The 16,347-nt window shown below is 74.0% G+C and carries 18 protein-coding genes; 9 read left to right on the plus strand and 9 right to left on the minus strand.

Translation table 11 applies throughout. From position 1 onward, the window contains the following. The first annotated feature begins 32 nt into the window (after nucleotides 1–32). The gene (locus J4G33_RS09455; RefSeq protein ID WP_208055717.1) at nucleotides 33–260 is read left to right on the plus strand and encodes a hypothetical protein; all 228 of its coding nucleotides are present in this window, start codon (nucleotides 33–35) and stop codon (nucleotides 258–260) included. Nucleotides 261–374: 114 nt separating this feature from the next. After that, complete coding sequence (locus J4G33_RS09460; protein WP_208055718.1) at nucleotides 375–713, plus strand: hypothetical protein; 339 nt, start codon at nucleotides 375–377, stop codon at nucleotides 711–713. Here J4G33_RS09460 and J4G33_RS09465 read toward each other — a convergent pair. Next, entirely contained in the window at nucleotides 688–1,020 is a 333-nt protein-coding gene (locus J4G33_RS09465) for a PGPGW domain-containing protein (protein ID WP_307793839.1), read from the minus strand. The genes J4G33_RS09460 and J4G33_RS09465 overlap by 26 nt on opposite strands. A gap of 177 nt (nucleotides 1,021–1,197) precedes the next feature. On the opposite strand from J4G33_RS09465, the gene J4G33_RS09470 reads away from it, so the two are divergent. Beyond that, a complete protein-coding gene (locus J4G33_RS09470; RefSeq protein WP_208055719.1) occupies nucleotides 1,198–2,214 on the plus strand; it encodes a DNA glycosylase AlkZ-like family protein in 1,017 nt (338 codons plus the stop codon). Between the two features lie 33 nt (nucleotides 2,215–2,247). On the opposite strand, the gene J4G33_RS09475 is transcribed toward J4G33_RS09470, so the two are convergent. The 5 genes from J4G33_RS09475 to J4G33_RS09495 form a co-directional block, all read right to left on the minus strand. Further along, nucleotides 2,248–3,093 carry an HAD family hydrolase gene (locus J4G33_RS09475; RefSeq protein ID WP_208055720.1) on the minus strand — a complete coding sequence of 282 codons (846 nt, stop codon included), beginning with the start codon at nucleotides 3,091–3,093 and terminating at the stop codon, nucleotides 2,248–2,250. A gap of 12 nt (nucleotides 3,094–3,105) precedes the next feature. Beyond that, entirely contained in the window at nucleotides 3,106–4,293 is a 1,188-nt protein-coding gene (locus tag J4G33_RS09480) for an RNA polymerase sigma factor (RefSeq protein ID WP_208055721.1), read from the minus strand. Between the two features lie 3 nt (nucleotides 4,294–4,296). Further along, nucleotides 4,297–4,710: a YciI family protein gene (locus J4G33_RS09485; protein WP_208055722.1), complete on the minus strand. Its 414-nt coding sequence runs from the start codon at nucleotides 4,708–4,710 to the stop codon at nucleotides 4,297–4,299. Between the two features lie 158 nt (nucleotides 4,711–4,868). Next, a complete protein-coding gene (locus J4G33_RS09490) occupies nucleotides 4,869–6,371 on the minus strand; it encodes a flotillin family protein (protein ID WP_208055723.1) in 1,503 nt (500 codons plus the stop codon). 224 nt (nucleotides 6,372–6,595) lie between these two features. Then, nucleotides 6,596–7,648, minus strand: a complete 1,053-nt coding sequence (locus tag J4G33_RS09495; RefSeq protein WP_243758900.1) for an NAD(P)-dependent alcohol dehydrogenase — start codon at nucleotides 7,646–7,648, stop codon at nucleotides 6,596–6,598. A gap of 96 nt (nucleotides 7,649–7,744) precedes the next feature. Between J4G33_RS09495 and J4G33_RS09500 the strand changes: the two genes are divergently transcribed. After that, nucleotides 7,745–8,416 carry a TetR/AcrR family transcriptional regulator gene (locus J4G33_RS09500; RefSeq protein WP_307793840.1) on the plus strand — a complete coding sequence of 224 codons (672 nt, stop codon included), beginning with the start codon at nucleotides 7,745–7,747 and terminating at the stop codon, nucleotides 8,414–8,416. 28 nt (nucleotides 8,417–8,444) lie between these two features. On the opposite strand, the gene J4G33_RS09505 is transcribed toward J4G33_RS09500, so the two are convergent. Beyond that, nucleotides 8,445–9,101, minus strand: coding sequence for a class I SAM-dependent methyltransferase (locus J4G33_RS09505; protein ID WP_208055724.1), 657 nt, complete (start codon nucleotides 9,099–9,101; stop codon nucleotides 8,445–8,447). Nucleotides 9,102–9,366: 265 nt separating this feature from the next. Between J4G33_RS09505 and J4G33_RS09510 the strand changes: the two genes are divergently transcribed. Continuing rightward, nucleotides 9,367–10,158: an alpha/beta fold hydrolase gene (locus J4G33_RS09510; RefSeq protein WP_208055725.1), complete on the plus strand. Its 792-nt coding sequence runs from the start codon at nucleotides 9,367–9,369 to the stop codon at nucleotides 10,156–10,158. Between the two features lie 3 nt (nucleotides 10,159–10,161). Here the strand turns inward: J4G33_RS09510 and J4G33_RS09515 are convergent, their stop codons facing one another. Continuing rightward, nucleotides 10,162–10,530, minus strand: coding sequence for a winged helix-turn-helix transcriptional regulator (locus J4G33_RS09515; protein ID WP_208055726.1), 369 nt, complete (start codon nucleotides 10,528–10,530; stop codon nucleotides 10,162–10,164). Between the two features lie 69 nt (nucleotides 10,531–10,599). Between J4G33_RS09515 and J4G33_RS09520 the strand changes: the two genes are divergently transcribed. Then, the gene (locus J4G33_RS09520; protein ID WP_208055727.1) at nucleotides 10,600–11,013 is read left to right on the plus strand and encodes a RidA family protein; all 414 of its coding nucleotides are present in this window, start codon (nucleotides 10,600–10,602) and stop codon (nucleotides 11,011–11,013) included. 40 nt (nucleotides 11,014–11,053) lie between these two features. Here the strand turns inward: J4G33_RS09520 and J4G33_RS09525 are convergent, their stop codons facing one another. After that, nucleotides 11,054–14,857 (minus strand): immunoglobulin domain-containing protein, encoded by a 3,804-nt coding sequence (locus tag J4G33_RS09525; protein WP_208055728.1) that lies wholly within the window; start codon nucleotides 14,855–14,857, stop codon nucleotides 11,054–11,056. A 110-nt stretch (nucleotides 14,858–14,967) separates the two neighbouring features. Here J4G33_RS09525 and J4G33_RS09530 point away from each other — a divergent pair, with 110 nt between their 5' ends. Genes J4G33_RS09530 through J4G33_RS09540 form a run of 3 tightly spaced genes read left to right on the plus strand, consistent with a single transcriptional unit; the run spans nucleotide 14,968 to nucleotide 16,344 of the window. Then, nucleotides 14,968–15,333: a DUF6916 family protein gene (locus J4G33_RS09530; RefSeq protein WP_208055729.1), complete on the plus strand. Its 366-nt coding sequence runs from the start codon at nucleotides 14,968–14,970 to the stop codon at nucleotides 15,331–15,333. After that, nucleotides 15,333–15,845: a GNAT family N-acetyltransferase gene (locus J4G33_RS09535; protein ID WP_208055730.1), complete on the plus strand. Its 513-nt coding sequence runs from the start codon at nucleotides 15,333–15,335 to the stop codon at nucleotides 15,843–15,845. Before J4G33_RS09530 ends, J4G33_RS09535 begins: the two co-directional genes overlap by 1 nt. Beyond that, on the plus strand, nucleotides 15,823–16,344 hold the full coding sequence (locus tag J4G33_RS09540) for a phage tail protein (RefSeq protein WP_208055731.1): 522 nt from the start codon (nucleotides 15,823–15,825) through the stop codon (nucleotides 16,342–16,344). The genes J4G33_RS09535 and J4G33_RS09540 overlap by 23 nt, the downstream gene beginning before the upstream one ends. The last annotated feature ends 3 nt before the right edge of the window (nucleotides 16,345–16,347 follow it).

Below are 16,347 nucleotides of genomic sequence, written 5' to 3' on the forward strand. Positions count from 1 at the left end.
ACGTCCCCGCGAACCACACCCAGGAGCGCATCATGAGCACCATCACCGCCCAGCCCCGCCACGACGGCACGATGTCGGTCCGCGACACGTTCCGCTGGATCCGCGAGACCCCCGCCCCCTACTGGGACGCCGAGGACTCCACCAAGGGCCGGTACGTCGCGTGGCTGGGCATCAGCGCCCTCGCGTGGACGGTCGTGGGGATCGCGGGGACGGCACTCGTCGGCGAAGGGCTGCGCGGGCTCGCGGGCCTGCTCGGCTGACACCCCGGGTCGGCTCGCGCTCGCGGAGACAGGCCCGACCGCTTCCGGGTGAACCTCGGACGAGCGCCGGTCGTTCGCCTGACTCCTCGGGCGATGTGGGCCATCATGTCCGGTATGCGATCCGCCCTGTCGATGGTCGTCCTCGCCGCCGTCGTCGCCACCACCGCGGCCTGCGGTGGCTCGGACCTCCCGTCCCGCACCCCCGACGTCAGCGGCGTCGTCGACCGCGAGGCCGGGTCCGAGAGGGTGACCCTCTCAGGGCCGTCGAACCCGTACTACGACGGCATGGACCTCCTGCGTGGCAGCCCGGTGATCGTCGCCCGGAGCGACGAGAGCGCCCTGGCCCCCGAGGACCTCGCCGGCGGCGACGTCGTCGACGTGTGGATCGAGGGCGCCTGTGCCGAGTCCTCCCCGGTCCAGTGCACGGTCACCGCGCTGAGGGTCCGCGACTGACACCGCGCCGGCCGCGCCACCACGCTACGACGCGGTCCTTGCCCTTGCGGAGCACGTCGAGGATCCGCACCAGCAGGCGTCTGGCCCACGGGAACTCCGCTCCGAGCACCGCGAGCCCCAGCAGGATCGTGGCGATGCCCGGTCCGGGCAGGACCAGCATCGCGACGCCCGCCACGATGATCACCGTGGCGACCGTCGCCACCACGATGCGGTAGCCCAGCGACGTGGCGGGGTGCGCCCGGAGCCGATCGCGCAACCGCGTGACCGGATGGGCCCGTGTCCGGGTGGCGGTGTCGGTGTCGCTCACCAGACGATTGTGCCCTGCCTCACAAGCACGGGTCGACGGGGTTCGGGCAGGACATGGGGTGAACCTGTGTGCATCTGAGGATGCGCCGGGGCGAGCACCGACGGTGGCGGCATGGACGACAGCGGTGACCGAGGACCACACTCGGTGCACCTGCTGACCTGACGCTCGGAGGACGCCGTGACCACCACGCTCCCCCTGAGCCGCGAGCAGGTCATGGCCCACCGCCGGCGAGTCGGTGTCCTCGACGAGCGCCTGCCCAGCGGCCCCGAGGCACGACACCAGGCAGCAGCGGCGGGCCTGACCGACAGCGGGCCGCGGGCCGCGCTGCTGTCGCTGCACGCACGGGTCGAGGGCACGAGGTCGTCGGACTGGGAGGCCCCGGGGCTCGTGCAGCTGTGGGGTCCACGGTTCAGCGCCTACGTGATCGCCGAGGAGGACCGGGCCACGTTCTCCCTCGGCAGGCTGCCGACCAGGGGTGCGCGGCGGGAGCTCGCCGAGGACCTCGCCGAGCGGCTCGACGCGGTGCTCCGCGGACGCGAGATGCCCTACGGGGAGGCCGGACGCGCCGTCGGCGTGCACCACAACCAGCTGCGGTACGCGGCCCTCACCGGGCGGGTGCTGATCCGGTGGGACGGCGCCCGGCAGCCGACGGTCCGATGCGTCCCACCGCCGCCGGTCGACACGTCCACGGCACGGCTCGACCTGGCCCGCCGGTACCTGCACGTGATGGGCCCGGGGACGGCCGAGGGCTTCGGCCGTTGGGCAGGGCTGCACGGGCGCTCGACCCTCCCGGCCTTCGAGGCCCTCGGGCCCGAGCTCCTCCCGGTGCGGACCGTCGTGGGCGAGGGGTGGATCCTGGCGGGGGACGAGGCGTCCCTCCGGTCCTCCCCCGGCCCGGCGGCCGCTGCGCGGCTGCTGCCCAGCGGAGACAGCTACACCCTCTTCTGGGGGCCTGACCGCGAGCTGCTCGTCCCCGACGCGGGAGACCGGGCCGCGCTGTGGACGCCACGGGTGTGGCCCGGTGCCGTCCTGGTGGGCGGCGAGGTGGTCGGGACGTGGCGGCGCGCGGAGGAGAAGGTCACGGTCACCGCGTTCCGCGCGCTGACCGCCCGAGAGCGCGAAGCCGTCGAGGAGGAGGCCGTGGGCCTGCCCCTGCCGGGGCTCACCGCGCCGATCTCGGTGCGCTGGTCCTGACACGCCCCCGGCGGTGCAGGACGCGCGTCGCCCTCAGGTCAGGCCGAGCTCCGCGAAGGCGGCGATCAGGCCCTCGTCCTGCGGCCCCTGGGCGACGCGGTCGGCGACGGCGATGACCTCGGGCGGTGCGCCGACGATGGCCACACCCGTGCCTGCCCAGGCGAGCATCTCGAGGTCGTTGAGCCCGTCCCCGACGGCGACGACGTCCTCCCGGGCCAGGCCGAGGTGCGTCGCGACGAGGTCGATGCCGATCGCCTTGTGCACCCCGTCGAGGTAGAGCTCGCCGGCTGAGTCCCCCATGCCGGGGATCGAGCTGGGCAGCACACCGACCCCGGCACCGATCGCGTCGAGCAGGGCCCCACCGGCCAGGGGTGACTCGAAGTAGGTGATCTTGCCGAAGGAGACCTCGGTGAGGTCCTCGGCCATGCGGAGGGAGTCGAGGATGTCCGTGGGACCGTCCCGGTCGTCGCTCGGGCCGAAGCGACCGCGGTGCATCTGCCGGAGCCTCTCGTCGACCCCGGGCCGCCCGTGCAGCACGTCGGGACCCTCGAGGACGTACGCGATGTCGTGCTCGTCGAGCGTCCTGACCGCGCGGGCCGCGAGGTCCGCGGGGAAGCGCTGGTCCTTGAGCACCGCGCCGTCCACCTCGACGTAGGCCCCCGCCGCCGCGACGAGGCCGTCGAAACCCGCTGCGAGGATGCGCTCGGGGAGCATGGCACGCGGTCGGCCCGTGCACAGGAGCACCAGGTGCCCCGCGGCACGCGCTGCCCGGACGGCATCGACATGCCCCGGAGGCACGATGCCGTGGTGGGCGTACGTCCCGTCGACGTCGAGAAACACCGCCCTGCGCGGGCTGGTCGGCACACCGTTCGTCGTCATGTCCGTCGCAGTCTACGGCCATCCCGCGGGGTGCGACCGTCCTCGGGGCGAACGCTCGGGCGGCTCGACCGACTGCCCCAGACGGGCCGCCTGCACCCGGAGGTGATCGCGTTCGGCGGTGCTCGCGGCGAGACTCGCGGCCTCGGCGTAGAGGTCCCGGGCCCGCTCGAGCTCGCCCGCACGCTCACGCAACCACGCGGCGACCGCCGTCCGCCGTGGGACGCCCTCGGGCACCGCAGCGAGGGCGGCCAACCCGACCTGGGGCCCGTCGACGTGCCCGACGGCCATCACGCGGTTCAGGGCGACCACGGGCGAGGCGGTGAGGCGCAGTAGCTCGTCGAACCACTCGAGGATCTGCGCCCAGTCGGTCTCCTCGGTCGAGGTCGCGTCGCAGTGCAGCGCGGCGATCGCGGCCTGGGCCTGATACTCCCCGAGCCGGCCCTGGGCGAGAGCCGCCTGCAGGACGTCGACCCCCTCAGCGATGAGCGCGGTGTCCCACCGAGCACGGTCCTGCTCGGCCAACGTGACGAGCGCACCGCTCTCGGTCCATCGGGCGCCGCGCCGGGCATGGTGCAGCAGCATCAGCGCCAGGAGCCCCGCGACCTCCGCGTCGTCGGTGAGGCCGCGCAGGGTGCGCGCCAGCCGGATCGCTTCCGCGGCCAGGTCGACGTCGCCCGAGTAGCCCTGGTTGAAGATCAGGTACAGGACACTCAGGACATCGCGGAGATCACCTGGTGCCCCGATCCCTTCGCGGGCCACGGTGCGCTTCGCCCGGCTGATCCGTTGGGCCATCGTCGCCTCGGGCACGATGTACGCGTCCGCGATCTGCCGTGTGGTCAGACCGCCGACCGCGCGCAGGGTGAGGGGGACGGCCGACGCGGGGGTCAAGGCCGGGTGACAGCACAGGAAGAGCAGCTGGAGGGTGTCGTCCTCCTGCCGCACCGGCCCCGGTCCTCGCCGGTCGGCAGCACGCGCCTCGCGGGCTCGGCGGGCCGAGTCGGCGCGGCCGGCGTCGACGAGCTTGCGCCAGGCCACCGTCACCAGCCAGCCCTGGGGGTCGTCCGGAGTGGTGTCGGGCCAGCGTCGGACGGCCTCGACCAAGGCCTCCTGGACGGCGTCCTCGGCCGCCGGGAAGTCAGCTCCCCGGCGGACGAGGACGCCGATCACCCGCGGGATGAGCTCCCGGAGGTAGGCCTCCATCGGTCAGTCGGTCACCGTGGGCGGGGCCTCGAGGAAGGGTCGCACCTCGATCCACTCCTGGAGCGGCACACCGCCCTGGCCGGGGGCGGCCGAGAGGAACGCCGCGGCCTCGTGGGCGCGCTCGACGGACTCGACGTCGATCACCATCCACCCGGCGATGAGGTCCTTGGTCTCCGCGAAGGGACCGTCGGTCACCGGGCGCCGTCCCTCGCCGTCGTACCGCACGAAGGTGCCCTCGGGGGACAGGGCCTGCGCGTCGACGAACTCCCCCCGTTCCCCGAGCACGTCGGCGACGTGGTTCATGTAGGCGATGTGCGCGGACACCTCGTCCGGGGCCCACCGGTCCATGGGCGTCTGGGCGCTGGGCATCTGGTCCGGCCCACCCCGGTAGTGCTTCAGCAGCAGGAACTTCGCCATCGGTCTCTCCTCCATCGTTCTCTGTCCGTGGCACCGGTCCCGGTGCCCTTGCTCCTAGGACGGAGCCGACGGACGGTTCTCGACGTCGACGAGGGAAGGATGCTCACGTCCGTGGTGCGGCCGCGCCGGACCGAAGGCCTGGCGCGGCCGCACTCACGTCACACCGAGGGCCCGGTGCCCCGTCCCTGCACGAGCTCCATGAGGTCGATGCCGGTCTGAGCCTTGAGGAGCTCGGCGAGCTCCTGCACCCCGGTCGCGACCTGACCGGTCATGCGGCCGGCGCCGTCCTTGTCGATGATCGTGATGCCGTCGATGCTGCCGAGGGCGTCGGCGTAGGGCTGGGCCAGCTTGGGCATGGCCTCGAGGACCATCTGCAGGCGAGCAGAGTCGGGGAACGTCTCGTAGGCGCCGGACTCGGCCTTGATGGCCGCGGCCTTGGCCTCACCCCGTGCGCGCTCGGATGCCGCCTCGGCCTCACCCCGGGCCTGGATGCCGTCGGCCTCGGCGCGGGCCAGGGCGAGAGCACCCTCGGCGCGACGCTGCTGCTCGACGAGGGCGGCCTCGGCACGGGCACGCGAGGCGGAGGCCTCGGCGTCCGCCTGGGCGGTGGTGCGCTGGGCCTCGGCCTCGGCCTTGCGGATAGCTGCGGTCTTGCTGGCCTCGGCCTCCTGCTCGGCGGCGTACTTGCGGGCGTCTGCCTCCTGCGCGGCCTCGTACTTGCGGGCCTCGGCGGGCTTGCGCACCTCGGTCTGCAGCTCCTGCTCGCGCAGGGCCGCACGGCGCTGGGCCACGAGCTCCTGCTGCTCGAGGACGGCCTGCTGGGCCTCGGCCTCGGCACGCTCCTTGGCCGCGTGGGCCTCGGCCTCGGCCTGCGCGGTCTCCTGCTGGATCTGGGCGTTGCGCAGCGAGAGGGCCTTGTTCGACTCGGCGATCTGGACGGCCGACTCGTTGGAGCGCTCGGTGCTCTCCTGCTGCGCCTGGGCCTCGGCGATCTCGGCGTCACGGGCGACGGCTGCGGCCCGCGGGCGGCCGAGGTTGGTGATGTAGGCGCCCGAGTCCTCGACGGTCTGGATCTCGAAGTTCTCCAGGACGAGCCCGCGCTCGGCGAGCATCGGCACGGCGATGTCCTTGACCTCCTTCGAGAAGTCCTGGCGCTCGTAGAGGATCGACTCGACGGTCAGGGTGCCCGCGATGGTGCGCAGCACACCGACCAGCACCTCGCTGGTCTGGCCCTCGATGACCTGTTCCTGGCCGCGACCGGCGAACCGCTGGGCGGCGGCCCGCACCATGCGCTCGGTGCCGCCGACCTTGACGACGGCGATGCTGCGCAGCGTCACGCCCACGCCGCTCTTGGTGGTCGCGTCCTCGGCGGTGACGGGGAAGCTCTGCGAGGCCAGGGACAGCCGCGCGACCTGCTCGAAGATCGGCTTGACGAACGTTCCGCCCCCGATCACGACCCGCTGGCCGGAGAGGTCGGTCGTCTCCTCGCCCGTCTCGGGGTTGATCACGGGGGTGCCGCGCTTGCGCCCGGTGATGATCAGCGCCTCGTCGGGCGTAGCGATCTTGAACCGCACCTTGGCGTAGATGCCACCGACGATCGCGAGCGCCACCAGGGCGACGATCGCGATGACGGTGGTCAGAACGGGACCAACGAGCTCCATGGGACTCCTCAGGGGCAGGCCCCCTGCGGCGGAGGCGCTGGCGTGGGCGCAAGACCGAGGTGCTCGCGCGGGGTCACGCCACCGGTGCCACGACCGAAAGAAGCCCCCCGACCGCCGACCGGCGACGGTCGAACTCTAGGGCCAGAGGACCGCGCCGCGCGGCCCGTCCACCCGATCGGTGGACACGCGCTGTCCCACGGCGGGTCACGGGCGGGCGACAGGGGTCATGCGGACGGGCGGACCTGCACGACGGACTTGCCCCGGGTGCGCCCGGCGGTCAGGTCCCCGATCGCCTCGGCGACCTCCTCGAGCGGGTACACCCGCCCGACGGCGGGGACCAGGGTGCCCGCGACCATCGCGTCGCGCAGGCGCCGGATACCGGCCCCCTCCTCCTTGGCCACGAAGAAGGTGAGCCGCTGCCGCACGAAGGGCGAGAGCAGCGCCGCGCCGATCGGCCGCCCGAGCCCGCCGGTCCACCGGTCACCGCCCTCGCTCCCGACGATCACGAGCGTCCCCGCCGGGGCGAGGATGCGGCGCAGGCGTCCGACGCGGACGCCGCCGCCGTTGTCGATGATCACGTCGTAGCGGACCGCCCCCTGCGTGACGTCGGCCGTCCCGTGGTCGACCACGTGGTCAGCACCCAGGGAGCGGACGAGGTCGAGCTTCGCGGCGCTGGCGGTGCCGGTGACCTCGGCCCCGGCCGCCTTCGCGATCTGGACGGCGTAGGTCCCCACCCCGCCCGACGCCCCCAGGACCAGCACCCGCTGCCCCGCGTGGACCCGTGCCACGTCATGCACAGCCTGCTGCGCCGTCAGGCCCGAGATCGCCACCGCGGCGGCCTGGACGGCGGAGATCCCGGCAGGACGGTGGACGAGCTTGTCGGCTCGGGCCCGGGCGTACCCCGCGAAGGTCGCGACGCCGATCCCGAAGACCTCCTCCCCCACGGAGAAGTCGCTGACCTCGGGGCCGACCGCGACGACACGGCCGGCGAGGTCCATGCCCAGCCCGCGCTGCCGCGGTCGGCGCAGTCCCAGGGCCAGACGGACGAGGTAGGGCTCCCCGGCCATGAGGTGCCAGACCCCCCGGTCGAGACCTGCCGCGTGCACCTCGACGAGCACCTCCCCGCGGCGTGGCGAGGGGGTGGGGACCTCCAGCACGCGCAGGTGCTCGGGTCCGCCGTACCGGGAGCGCACCACGGCCGGCATCCGCGCCGGCACCGCCCGCGCGCCGGAGGTTGGTGCCGTCCTCGTGCCGTCCTGCTCTCGAGAGCTGACCATCGGGGCCTCCTGGCTTCTGCCTTACTTAGTACGGCTGGCTTGCCCGACGATAGACGTACTAAGTACGGTCGGTCAAGAGCCGAGAGGACGGTGCACGTGGCCCCACCTGCCGAGGACACCCCCCGGGCACCCTTGACCCGCGACCGCGTGCTCGAGACGGCCCTCGGGGTCGCCGACCGGGTCGGCGTCGACGCCGTGACCATGCGCAGGCTCGCGGTCGAGCTGGGCGTCAAGCCCATGTCGCTGTACCACCACGTGCCCGGCAAAGACGCGATCCTCGACGGGCTGGTCGACCGCGTCTTCGCCGAGATCGACGTGCCACCTGAGGGCCTCCCGTGGAAGGACGCGATCCGTCTCCGGTGCCTCTCGGCCCGTGCTGTCCTGCGCCGTCACCCCTGGGCGACCCCCCTCCTCGAGGGACGGACCTCCCCCGGTCCGGCGACCTTGCACCACCACGACGCGGTGCTGTCCTGCCTGCGCCGAGGCGGGCTCTCGCTGGCGCTCACGGCGCACGCGTACGCCGTCCTGGACAGCTTCGTCTACGGCTTCGCCCTCCAGGAGGCGACGCTGCCCTCCGGCGGCGACGAGGGGATCGCCGAGCTCGCGGAGCACATGGTCGAGACCTTCCCGGCCGGGGCCTACCCCCACCTCGTCGAGCTCGCGACGCACCACGTGCAGCAGCCCGGCTACGGCTTCAGCGCGTCCTTCGAGTTCGGGCTGGACCTGCTGCTCGACGGCATCGAGGCGGCGGCCGGGCGCAGGCTCTGACGACCGCGTGACGCCACCCCGGGCCGGGTTACGCCGGGGTGCGCCGGGCCAGGAGCGTCGAGTCGTGGAGGTGGTGGGTGACTCCGTCGCGGGTCGTGGTCCGAGGCCGCTGCTCGACGAGGAGAGGCTCGACCCCCTCGGTCAGCCCGGGCAGCAGCTCCCCGGCCGTGAACATCGCGCGCCGCCGGCTCTCGGTGATCCCCGGGAAGCTCTCGTCCGGGGCGTGCCCGACCACGAGCAGGTGCCCACCGGGAGCCACGGCACCGCACAGCCGACGGACGACGTCGACCATGCCGCCGTCGGGCGGGTGCAGGAAGTGGGTGGTCACCAGGTCGAAGGTGCGGCCCTCGGCCGTGAAGGTGCGGGCGTCGACCTGCCACCAGTCGGTACGGTCGCTGACGGCCGCCTCCGCGGCGTGGCGGGCCGCGCGGGCCAGGCCGTTGGCGGAGAAGTCCGCGCCCGTCGCGTGCCAGCCCTGCTGGGCCAGCCAGATGACGTCCCCACCCTCCCCGCACCCGAGATCGAGGGCACGACCCGGGGTCAGCCGGGAGGCCTCGGCCACCAGCTGTGCGTTCGGACGGCCGGACCAGATCTGCTCCGCTCCCGCGTAGCGCTCCTCCCAGGCGGCAGGCTCGAACATGGCCCGGGAGTCCTCCTCGGCGGGGGCGTGCTGGTGCTCGGCCATCAGAGGTCTCCTCGAGGGATCGGCGCGGGCGCAGCTCCGGTGTGCCGGTGGTGCGTCGCGTGGTGGTGCGCCGTCGAGCGCGCTCTGCCCAGCCTCACCGACCACACCGCTAGGCGCAAGAGCCCTTGCTGTTCCGGCAAGACGCTGGCCCGTGCATGTCACCGTGCGGGACCTGCGACCGATGAGTTCGCACGCCTCCGTCGGTCCACCCCTACGCACCAGACGCGAGCAGCGCGTCGGCGCCCCGCCGAGCACTGGAGGAGCCATGACCGAGTTCGCCACGACAGCCCACGGAGACCGCGTCGCCTACGACCGTCGGGGCGAGGGGCCCGGGCTGGTCTTCATCGCCGGTGGCGGCCCGATCTTCCGAGCGAACGACCCCGTGACGAGCGCGACGGCCGAGCTCGCGTCGGCGGCGGGGCTGTGCACCGTGGTGTACGACCGCCTCGGCCGCGGGGAGAGCCGTGCGGGCGGACGACTGACCCTCGAGCGCGAGCTGGGCGCCGTGGCCGCGATGCTCGAGGTGGTCGGCGGTCGAGCCGTGCTGTGCGGCCACTCCTCAGGGTGCTCGATCGCGCTGGCGGCGGCCGACGCCGGCCTGCCCGTCGCATCTCTGGCTCTGTGGGAGGCGCCGCTGGGTGACCCCTCAGAGAAGGTGCGGAGGTGGTTCGCCGAGTTCGAGCGACGCCTGGACGCCGAGGACTACGTCGGGGCGACCGAGCAGTACATGGAGGACATGCCCCCCGAGTGGCTCGAGGGCCTGCGCCAGTCCCCCGACTTCGCCGAGATCGCGCGAGGGGCGGTCAGCCAGCGCGCCGACGGCGAGTCCCTCGTCTGGGCGACGCACGCGCTCGAGGACGGCAGCCTCGCCGGGCTGCACACCCCGCTGCTGGCGATGTACGGCACGAGCACCCTGCCCGAGATGCCGTCGGCCGCCGCCTGGATCGCGTCCGTGGTCACAGGGACGTCCGTCGAGGAGATGCCAGGGACGGACCACACCTGGGAGGCCGAGCCGATGGCGCGGCGACTGGCGGAGCTCGCGCTCACGCACCCCTGACGGTCAGCTCGCCTCGAAGCGGTCGCGTGCGGCCTCGATCTGGGGCAGGGCCGCCGCCGTCCACCGCAGGAGGGCCTCGATCGGCTCGCGCAGGGACTTGCCGAGAGGCGTGATGCGGTACTCGACGGCGACCGGACGGGAGCTCACGACCGAACGCTCGACGATCCCGTTGCGCTCGAGGCGCCGCAGGGTGGCCGTCAGGGACTTCTGGGTGACCGCCGGGATGGCCCGGCGCAGCTCGTTGAAGCGCAGAGGTCGCTCGCACAGCTCCTCGAGCACGTGGACCGACCACCGGTCGAGGACCTGGTCGAGCAGCTCACGGTGAGACGGTGCGATCTCGAGCCGTCCGGACGGGTGCGTGGTTTCCGGCATGACACCTGGTCTCGTTGAAGTGCCTTGAGGCAACTAGGTATAACACAGATACCTACAACGAGGAGCCTCATGACCGTGCACCTGTTCAGCCCCGACGACCTCATGCAGCCCGTGCCGTACCACCACGTGGCTGTCGCGACCGGCAGCCGCCACGTGTACGTCGCCGGCCAGATCTCCCGCGACGCGGCGGGCACCCCCCTCGCCCCCGGGGACCTCGCGGGCCAGACCGCCCAGGCCCTGCGCAACACGGGCGCCGCGCTCCGGTCGGCCGGCGCCTCCTTCGACGACGTCGTCCGGCTGACCTTCTACGTCACCGGGTGGAGCCCGGACAAGATCGGTGGGTTCATGGCCGGTGTCGAGAGCGTGGCCGAGGAGCTGGGCCTGCCCACTCCCCTGCCCCCGGCCTCCCTGATCGGTGTGGAGATGCTCTTCGAGCCCGACGTGCTCGTCGAGGTCGAGGCGACCGCCGTCCTCGACGCGTAGGCCGGGTGCGTCGACGCGGAGGGTGCCCGCGCCGAGGTCCTCAGGCCCGGGCGCCCCACCGCCGCCGCACCATCAGCACCGCAGCACCGCTGAGCAGGAGCACCACGGACAGCAGGCTCATCGTGATCGCCTCGGCACCGGTGGCGCCGAGCTGACCACCCCCGGAGCTCCCCGGACCGCCTGCGGCACCCGAGCCGCCCGTGCCCGGCCCTGATCCGGACCCGCCGTCCCCGCTACCGGCCCCACCCGGGCCTGGGCCACTGCTCCCGCCGCCAGACCCACCGCCGGGCCCGTCGCCCTCCGGGTCGACCGGTGCCGCGAGCACGTTCAACGTGACGGGCTCGAGCTCGGTGGTCCCGACGGCGCTGGTCACGCGCAGGCGCAGCTGGAGGCCGTCGTCCGCGGAGGTCGGGGTGTAGCGCAGGGTGAAGGTCCGGGTCGTGAGGTCCGCGGCGGCCGCCGTGACGACCCCGGCGCTCTCGGCGAGGTCCCTGCCGAAGGAGGGCGATGCGGAGACCTGGTCGGTGACCGCGCCCGAGGGCAGCGGGCCCCACGTGGCACCACCGTCCCGGGACGAGGACCACTCGGCCGAGGTGAGCAGACCCTCGACGGTGTAGCGCAGCTCGAAGGCCCTGCCCGCGGTCACGGTCGCGACGCCGTCCGCCCCGACGGTCACCCCGTCGGGGCCGGAGATGAGCTCGGGCACCTCGGCGACGGTGAGCACGGCCGTCGCACTGGTCGCGGTGGTGCTGCCGGCCACGAGGGTCGAGGTCGCACGAGCACGCACCTGCAGCCCGTCGCTCGCGAGGGTTGCCATGAGGTCCAGCTGGGGGCCGGTGACCCCGGCCACGGGCTCCCAGGACGTCCCGTCGGCCGAGGTCTCCCAGGTGACGGTGGGCGTGGGAGTGCCGCCCGTCACGACGGTGAAGCGCGCCTGCTCACCGGGGGCGACGGCGACGTCTGCCGGTGCGCTCACCGTCGGTGGGGTCAGGACGGTGAGACGGGCGGTACCGCTGGGTACGTCCGCCTCGACCGTGTTCGTGGCGAGGGCCCGGACGTCGAGATCCTGGGTGGCGGTGAGCTCGAGGGTGCCACCGGCCGCCCCGTCGACGTCGGTCCACGCACCCCCGAGCGGTCGGGTCTGCCAGCGCAGGGTGGGGTCCGGGGTGCCGGAGGCCGCCGCGGTGAAGGTCGCGGTGGTACCGACGTCGGCGGTCAGGTCCTGCGGCTGCGTGGCGAAGGCCGGTGCCTCGCCGACGGACAGCACCGCGGCGACCGAGACCGTGGTCCCCGCGCTGTTGGTCGCGCGGGCCCGAACCTGGGCGCCGTCGCTGGTCACGTCGGCGGGGGTGATGCTGAGCGTGGTCCCGGTGCCCGCGGGCTGCCAGACGCCGTCGGCGTCGAGCTGCTCCCAGAGGACCGTCGCGGTCGGTCGGGCGTCGACCGCCACGGTGAAGGTCGCCGTCTGGCCCACCTCGACCGCGGTCGACGTGGGCTGCGTGGTGAAGGAGGGGGCCCAGTGCACCGTGAGCGCAGCAGCACCGGTCACGACCTCGTGCGGGCCGTCGACCAGGGTGGTGGCCGCGCGGGCCCGGTACTCGGCCCCGTCGAGGGCCCGAGCCGCGGTGATCTCGAGGGTCGCGGTGGTCAGGTCGCCGTCGGTCGAAGCCGTGCCACCGGGCGCCGCCACCCAGGACGACGCCCCGACGAGCCTGCGCTCCCAGGTGACCCCGCTCGGGGCGGGCGAGCCCTCGACCGTGGCGGTGAAGGTCGCGACCTCCCCGTCGACGACGGTCGCGGCCGAGGGTGAGCTCGCGACCGCGAGGGGGGTCTGCACCGTGAGGGTCGCGACCGTCGAGGGCACGGCGCCCGTGGTCCCCGTCAGGACGGCCCGCACCTGGAGGTCGTCGTCCGCGGCGGAGGTGGTGCGCACATAGGTGGCGCCGGTGGCTCCAGGGACATCGACCCACGGCGCCTCACCCGAGGACCGCACCTGCCACCGGACGGTCGGAGCAGGGACCCCGGCCGCGGCGACCTCGAAGGTCGCGTCCTGACCCGCGACGACGACGACGTCCTGGGGTGCCGCGCTGATCTCGGGGCCCCAGGTCACCGTGAGGGTCGCGGCCGCACTGGTGACGGTGCCGGCGCTGCTCGTGGCGACGAGCCGGTACCGGTCCCCCTGGAGGTCGCGCCCGGCGTCCACCGTCAGGGTGCCGGTCGTCGCCCCGGCGACGTCGGCCCAGCTCGAGGTGCCGGCAGGCGCGGTCTGCCACTGGAGGGTGGGTGCCGGGTTCCCGGTGACCGTCGCGGTGAAGCTCGCGGTCGCCCCCTCGACCGCGCTCGCGTCGGCCGGGCCTGCCGTGATCGCCGGGGGCACGGCGCGCTGCACGGTCGTGGTGCGGGTGGCGCCGTCGAGGGTCGTCTGCACCAGGGCCTCGAGGGCCGCACCTGTCGTGTAGGTGTGGGTGGCGGTCCCGTCGGCGAGCAGGGTCGCGCCCCCGGTGCCACCGGTCGCGGCGTCGGCGGGGGCGGTGGACCAGCCCACGGGCCTGCCGGCGAGCAGAGCCAGCAGGCGCGGGTCGGCCGCACCGCCCTGGGAGGACCGCACGGTCGCGGTGACCGCCACGTCGTCGTTCTCGTTGGGCTGGGTCGGTGCCGCCTGGGTGAACAGCCCCACGAAGGACGCCGCGGTCGCACCCCCGGCGAGGGTCTGGCACCCGGCGGCCGGGCCGTCGGCGCAGCCCCACCAGTTGCCACCGGCCGCGACCGGACCCGTGACGGCGACGTTCCGCGTGGTGCCGCCGATGGTCTCGGTGCTGCCGACCAGGCGTGACGCGGTGACCGTGCTGCCCGCCGGGAGAGCCAGGGCCCCGCCCGACCCGGGACCGTCCAGACCGCCGGAGACCGTGCTGGACTCGACGCTCGACGCCTCGACCGTGGTCGGCCCCGTCGCGTACACGGCCCCGCCTCGCGGGCCGGAGGCCGTCGCCGCCGCCGTCACGGAGCTGCCGCTGAAGGTGCTCGCCGTGATCGTCGCGGGGGCCTCGGTGAACACGGCGCCGCCGCCCAGCACGCCCGCAGCGTCCCCGACGTTCGTCACGGCGTTGCCCGAGAAGCTCGTCCCGGTGATGGTGAGCCGGTCGCTCGCGCTGCTGGCGAGCATCGCGACCGCGCCGCCCGGGGCGCCGTCGGCGGTGTTGCCCGTGAAGGTGCAGTCGGTGATCTCGAGGAGGCCACCGTTCATCTGGATCGCCCCGCCCGGGGCTCCCGCGTCCCCGGTGCCGGTGACGTTGCGGTTGTCCCGGACGGCGCAGTCCTCGAGGCGCAGGGTGTCGGGCTGGGCCGGGTCGCCGGTGCCCGCCAGGACCGCGCCACCGCCGGCGTAGGGGTCCTCGACGGTCTCGTCGCCGTGGCCGCCGACCAGCTCGACACGCGCCAGGGTGACGTCGACGCCTCCGACGAGCTCCGGGTCGACGTCGAGGATCCGGCCACCAGCACCGTCGACCGTGAACCGGCCGCCCGAGCCGGCGACGGTGATGACGCTCGCGCCCGTGGGGGCGACGCTCAGGGGGCCCGCCGTCAGGGTCACGGTGGTCCCGGCCGGCACCACGACCTCACCTCCGCCCGACGCGGCTGCGACCTCGCACAACGCCTCGCGCAGCGTGGTGCCACTCGTGCCGTCGTCGCACCCCGTGAGCAGCGCACGGTCCCCGGCGTCTGTCACGGTGACGGTCGTCGCTGCGCTCGCCTCCGCCACGGGCACCACGACGGCGAGCGCCGCGGCGAGGGCGACAGCCGCGACGCCGGCCAGGACGCGCGGGGAGGGCGAGGTCACCGGGGGCACGAAGCGAGGCTAGAGGGTTTCACCCGGTCACAACCGGTTCCGGCCGGGTGAAAGGTCATAGGCTCCGATCGCTTTGATCGTTCCTGACGCTGACCTCCCGAGGTGACCCTGTGCCCACGCTCACGCGCCGCACCGTGCTCGCCGTGGGCGCCGTCGCGACAGGTGTCGCGGTCGCGGGGGGCGTGCAGGTCGTGCGTCGGCGCCACATCCCCCTCGAGCTCGCGGTCCTGCAGCCCCTGGTCGGGTCACGCTTCCGCGTCGAGGGCCGCACGGTGACGCTCAGCGCCGTGACCGGGCCCGGCGACGCCCGGCCGACAGCCAAGGCCTTCCACCTCACCTTCACCTCCCCCCGTCCCCTGGACCTCCCGGGGGAGATCCGCACCCTCGAGCACGCCGACGGCGACCTGGTGGTGCACCTCGAGCCCGTGGGCGCGGAGGGCACCGCCCTCGAGGCCGTCGTGAACCGGTCCGTCTGATGCCCGACAGTCCGCTGCTGGTGCGTCCCTCGACTCCCGCCGACGCCCCGTTCCTCGCAGTCCTGCACGACGCCGTGCGCGGCGAGGAGGTCGCGACCTTCGGGTGGCCGCCCGACGTCGCGGAGGCCTTCCTCGCCCAGCAGCGGGTCCTGCGTGACGCCCAGTACGCGGCGGCCTACCCCCACGCGCAGCAGGTCCTCGCCGAGGTGGACGGCGCCCCCGTCGCGCGCCTGCTCGTCGACGCCCGGACCACCCACCGGCACATCGTCGACCTCGCCGTGCTGCCCGCCCATCAGGGACGTGGGATCGGGACCGTGCTGCTCCACGGCGTGCTGGAGCAGGCGGCGGCCGAGGGCGTGCCCGTGCGGCTGACCGTGCGTGCCGACAACGCCGGTGCTCGGCGCCTGTACGCGCGGCTCGGCTTCGCCGTCGTGCGGGACGACGGCCTCGACCTGGCCCTCGAGGCCTCGACCGACCAGGAGGTGGCGCGTGGCCGGACAGTACATTGGTGAGATCCGCATCTTCGCGGGGGCTTTCGCCCCGGCGGGGTGGGCGTGGTGCGACGGGCAGCTGCTGCCCATCAGCGAGAACGCGGCCCTCTTCCAGCTCATCGGCACCACGTACGGCGGGGACGGGGAGAACACCTTCGCCCTGCCGGACATGCGCGGACGGTTCCCCGTGCACGCAGGGACGGGGCCGGGCCTGAGCGCGCACATGGTCGGACAGACCGGTGGTGCCGAGGAGGTCACCCTGACGCGCAACCAGATGCCGGCGCACCGGCATGTCGCTCGCGGGTCGGTCGCCGCCGCGACGGCCACCACCCCGCAGGGCGGTGTGTGGGCGGCGTCGAGCGGACCTGCCTTCGTCCCGTCGACCGGTCCGGCCCCTGCGCCCCTTGCGGCCGACGCCCTCGGAGCCACGGGCGGCAGCCAGCCGCACGAGAACCGTCCGCCGTTCCGGGTGATGAGCTTCATCATCTCCCTGTACGGCATCTTCCCGAGCCGGACCTGAGGA

It is taken from the genome of Actinotalea soli, assembly GCF_017565425.1.
Taxonomy (GTDB): domain Bacteria; phylum Actinomycetota; class Actinomycetes; order Actinomycetales; family Cellulomonadaceae; genus Actinotalea; species Actinotalea soli.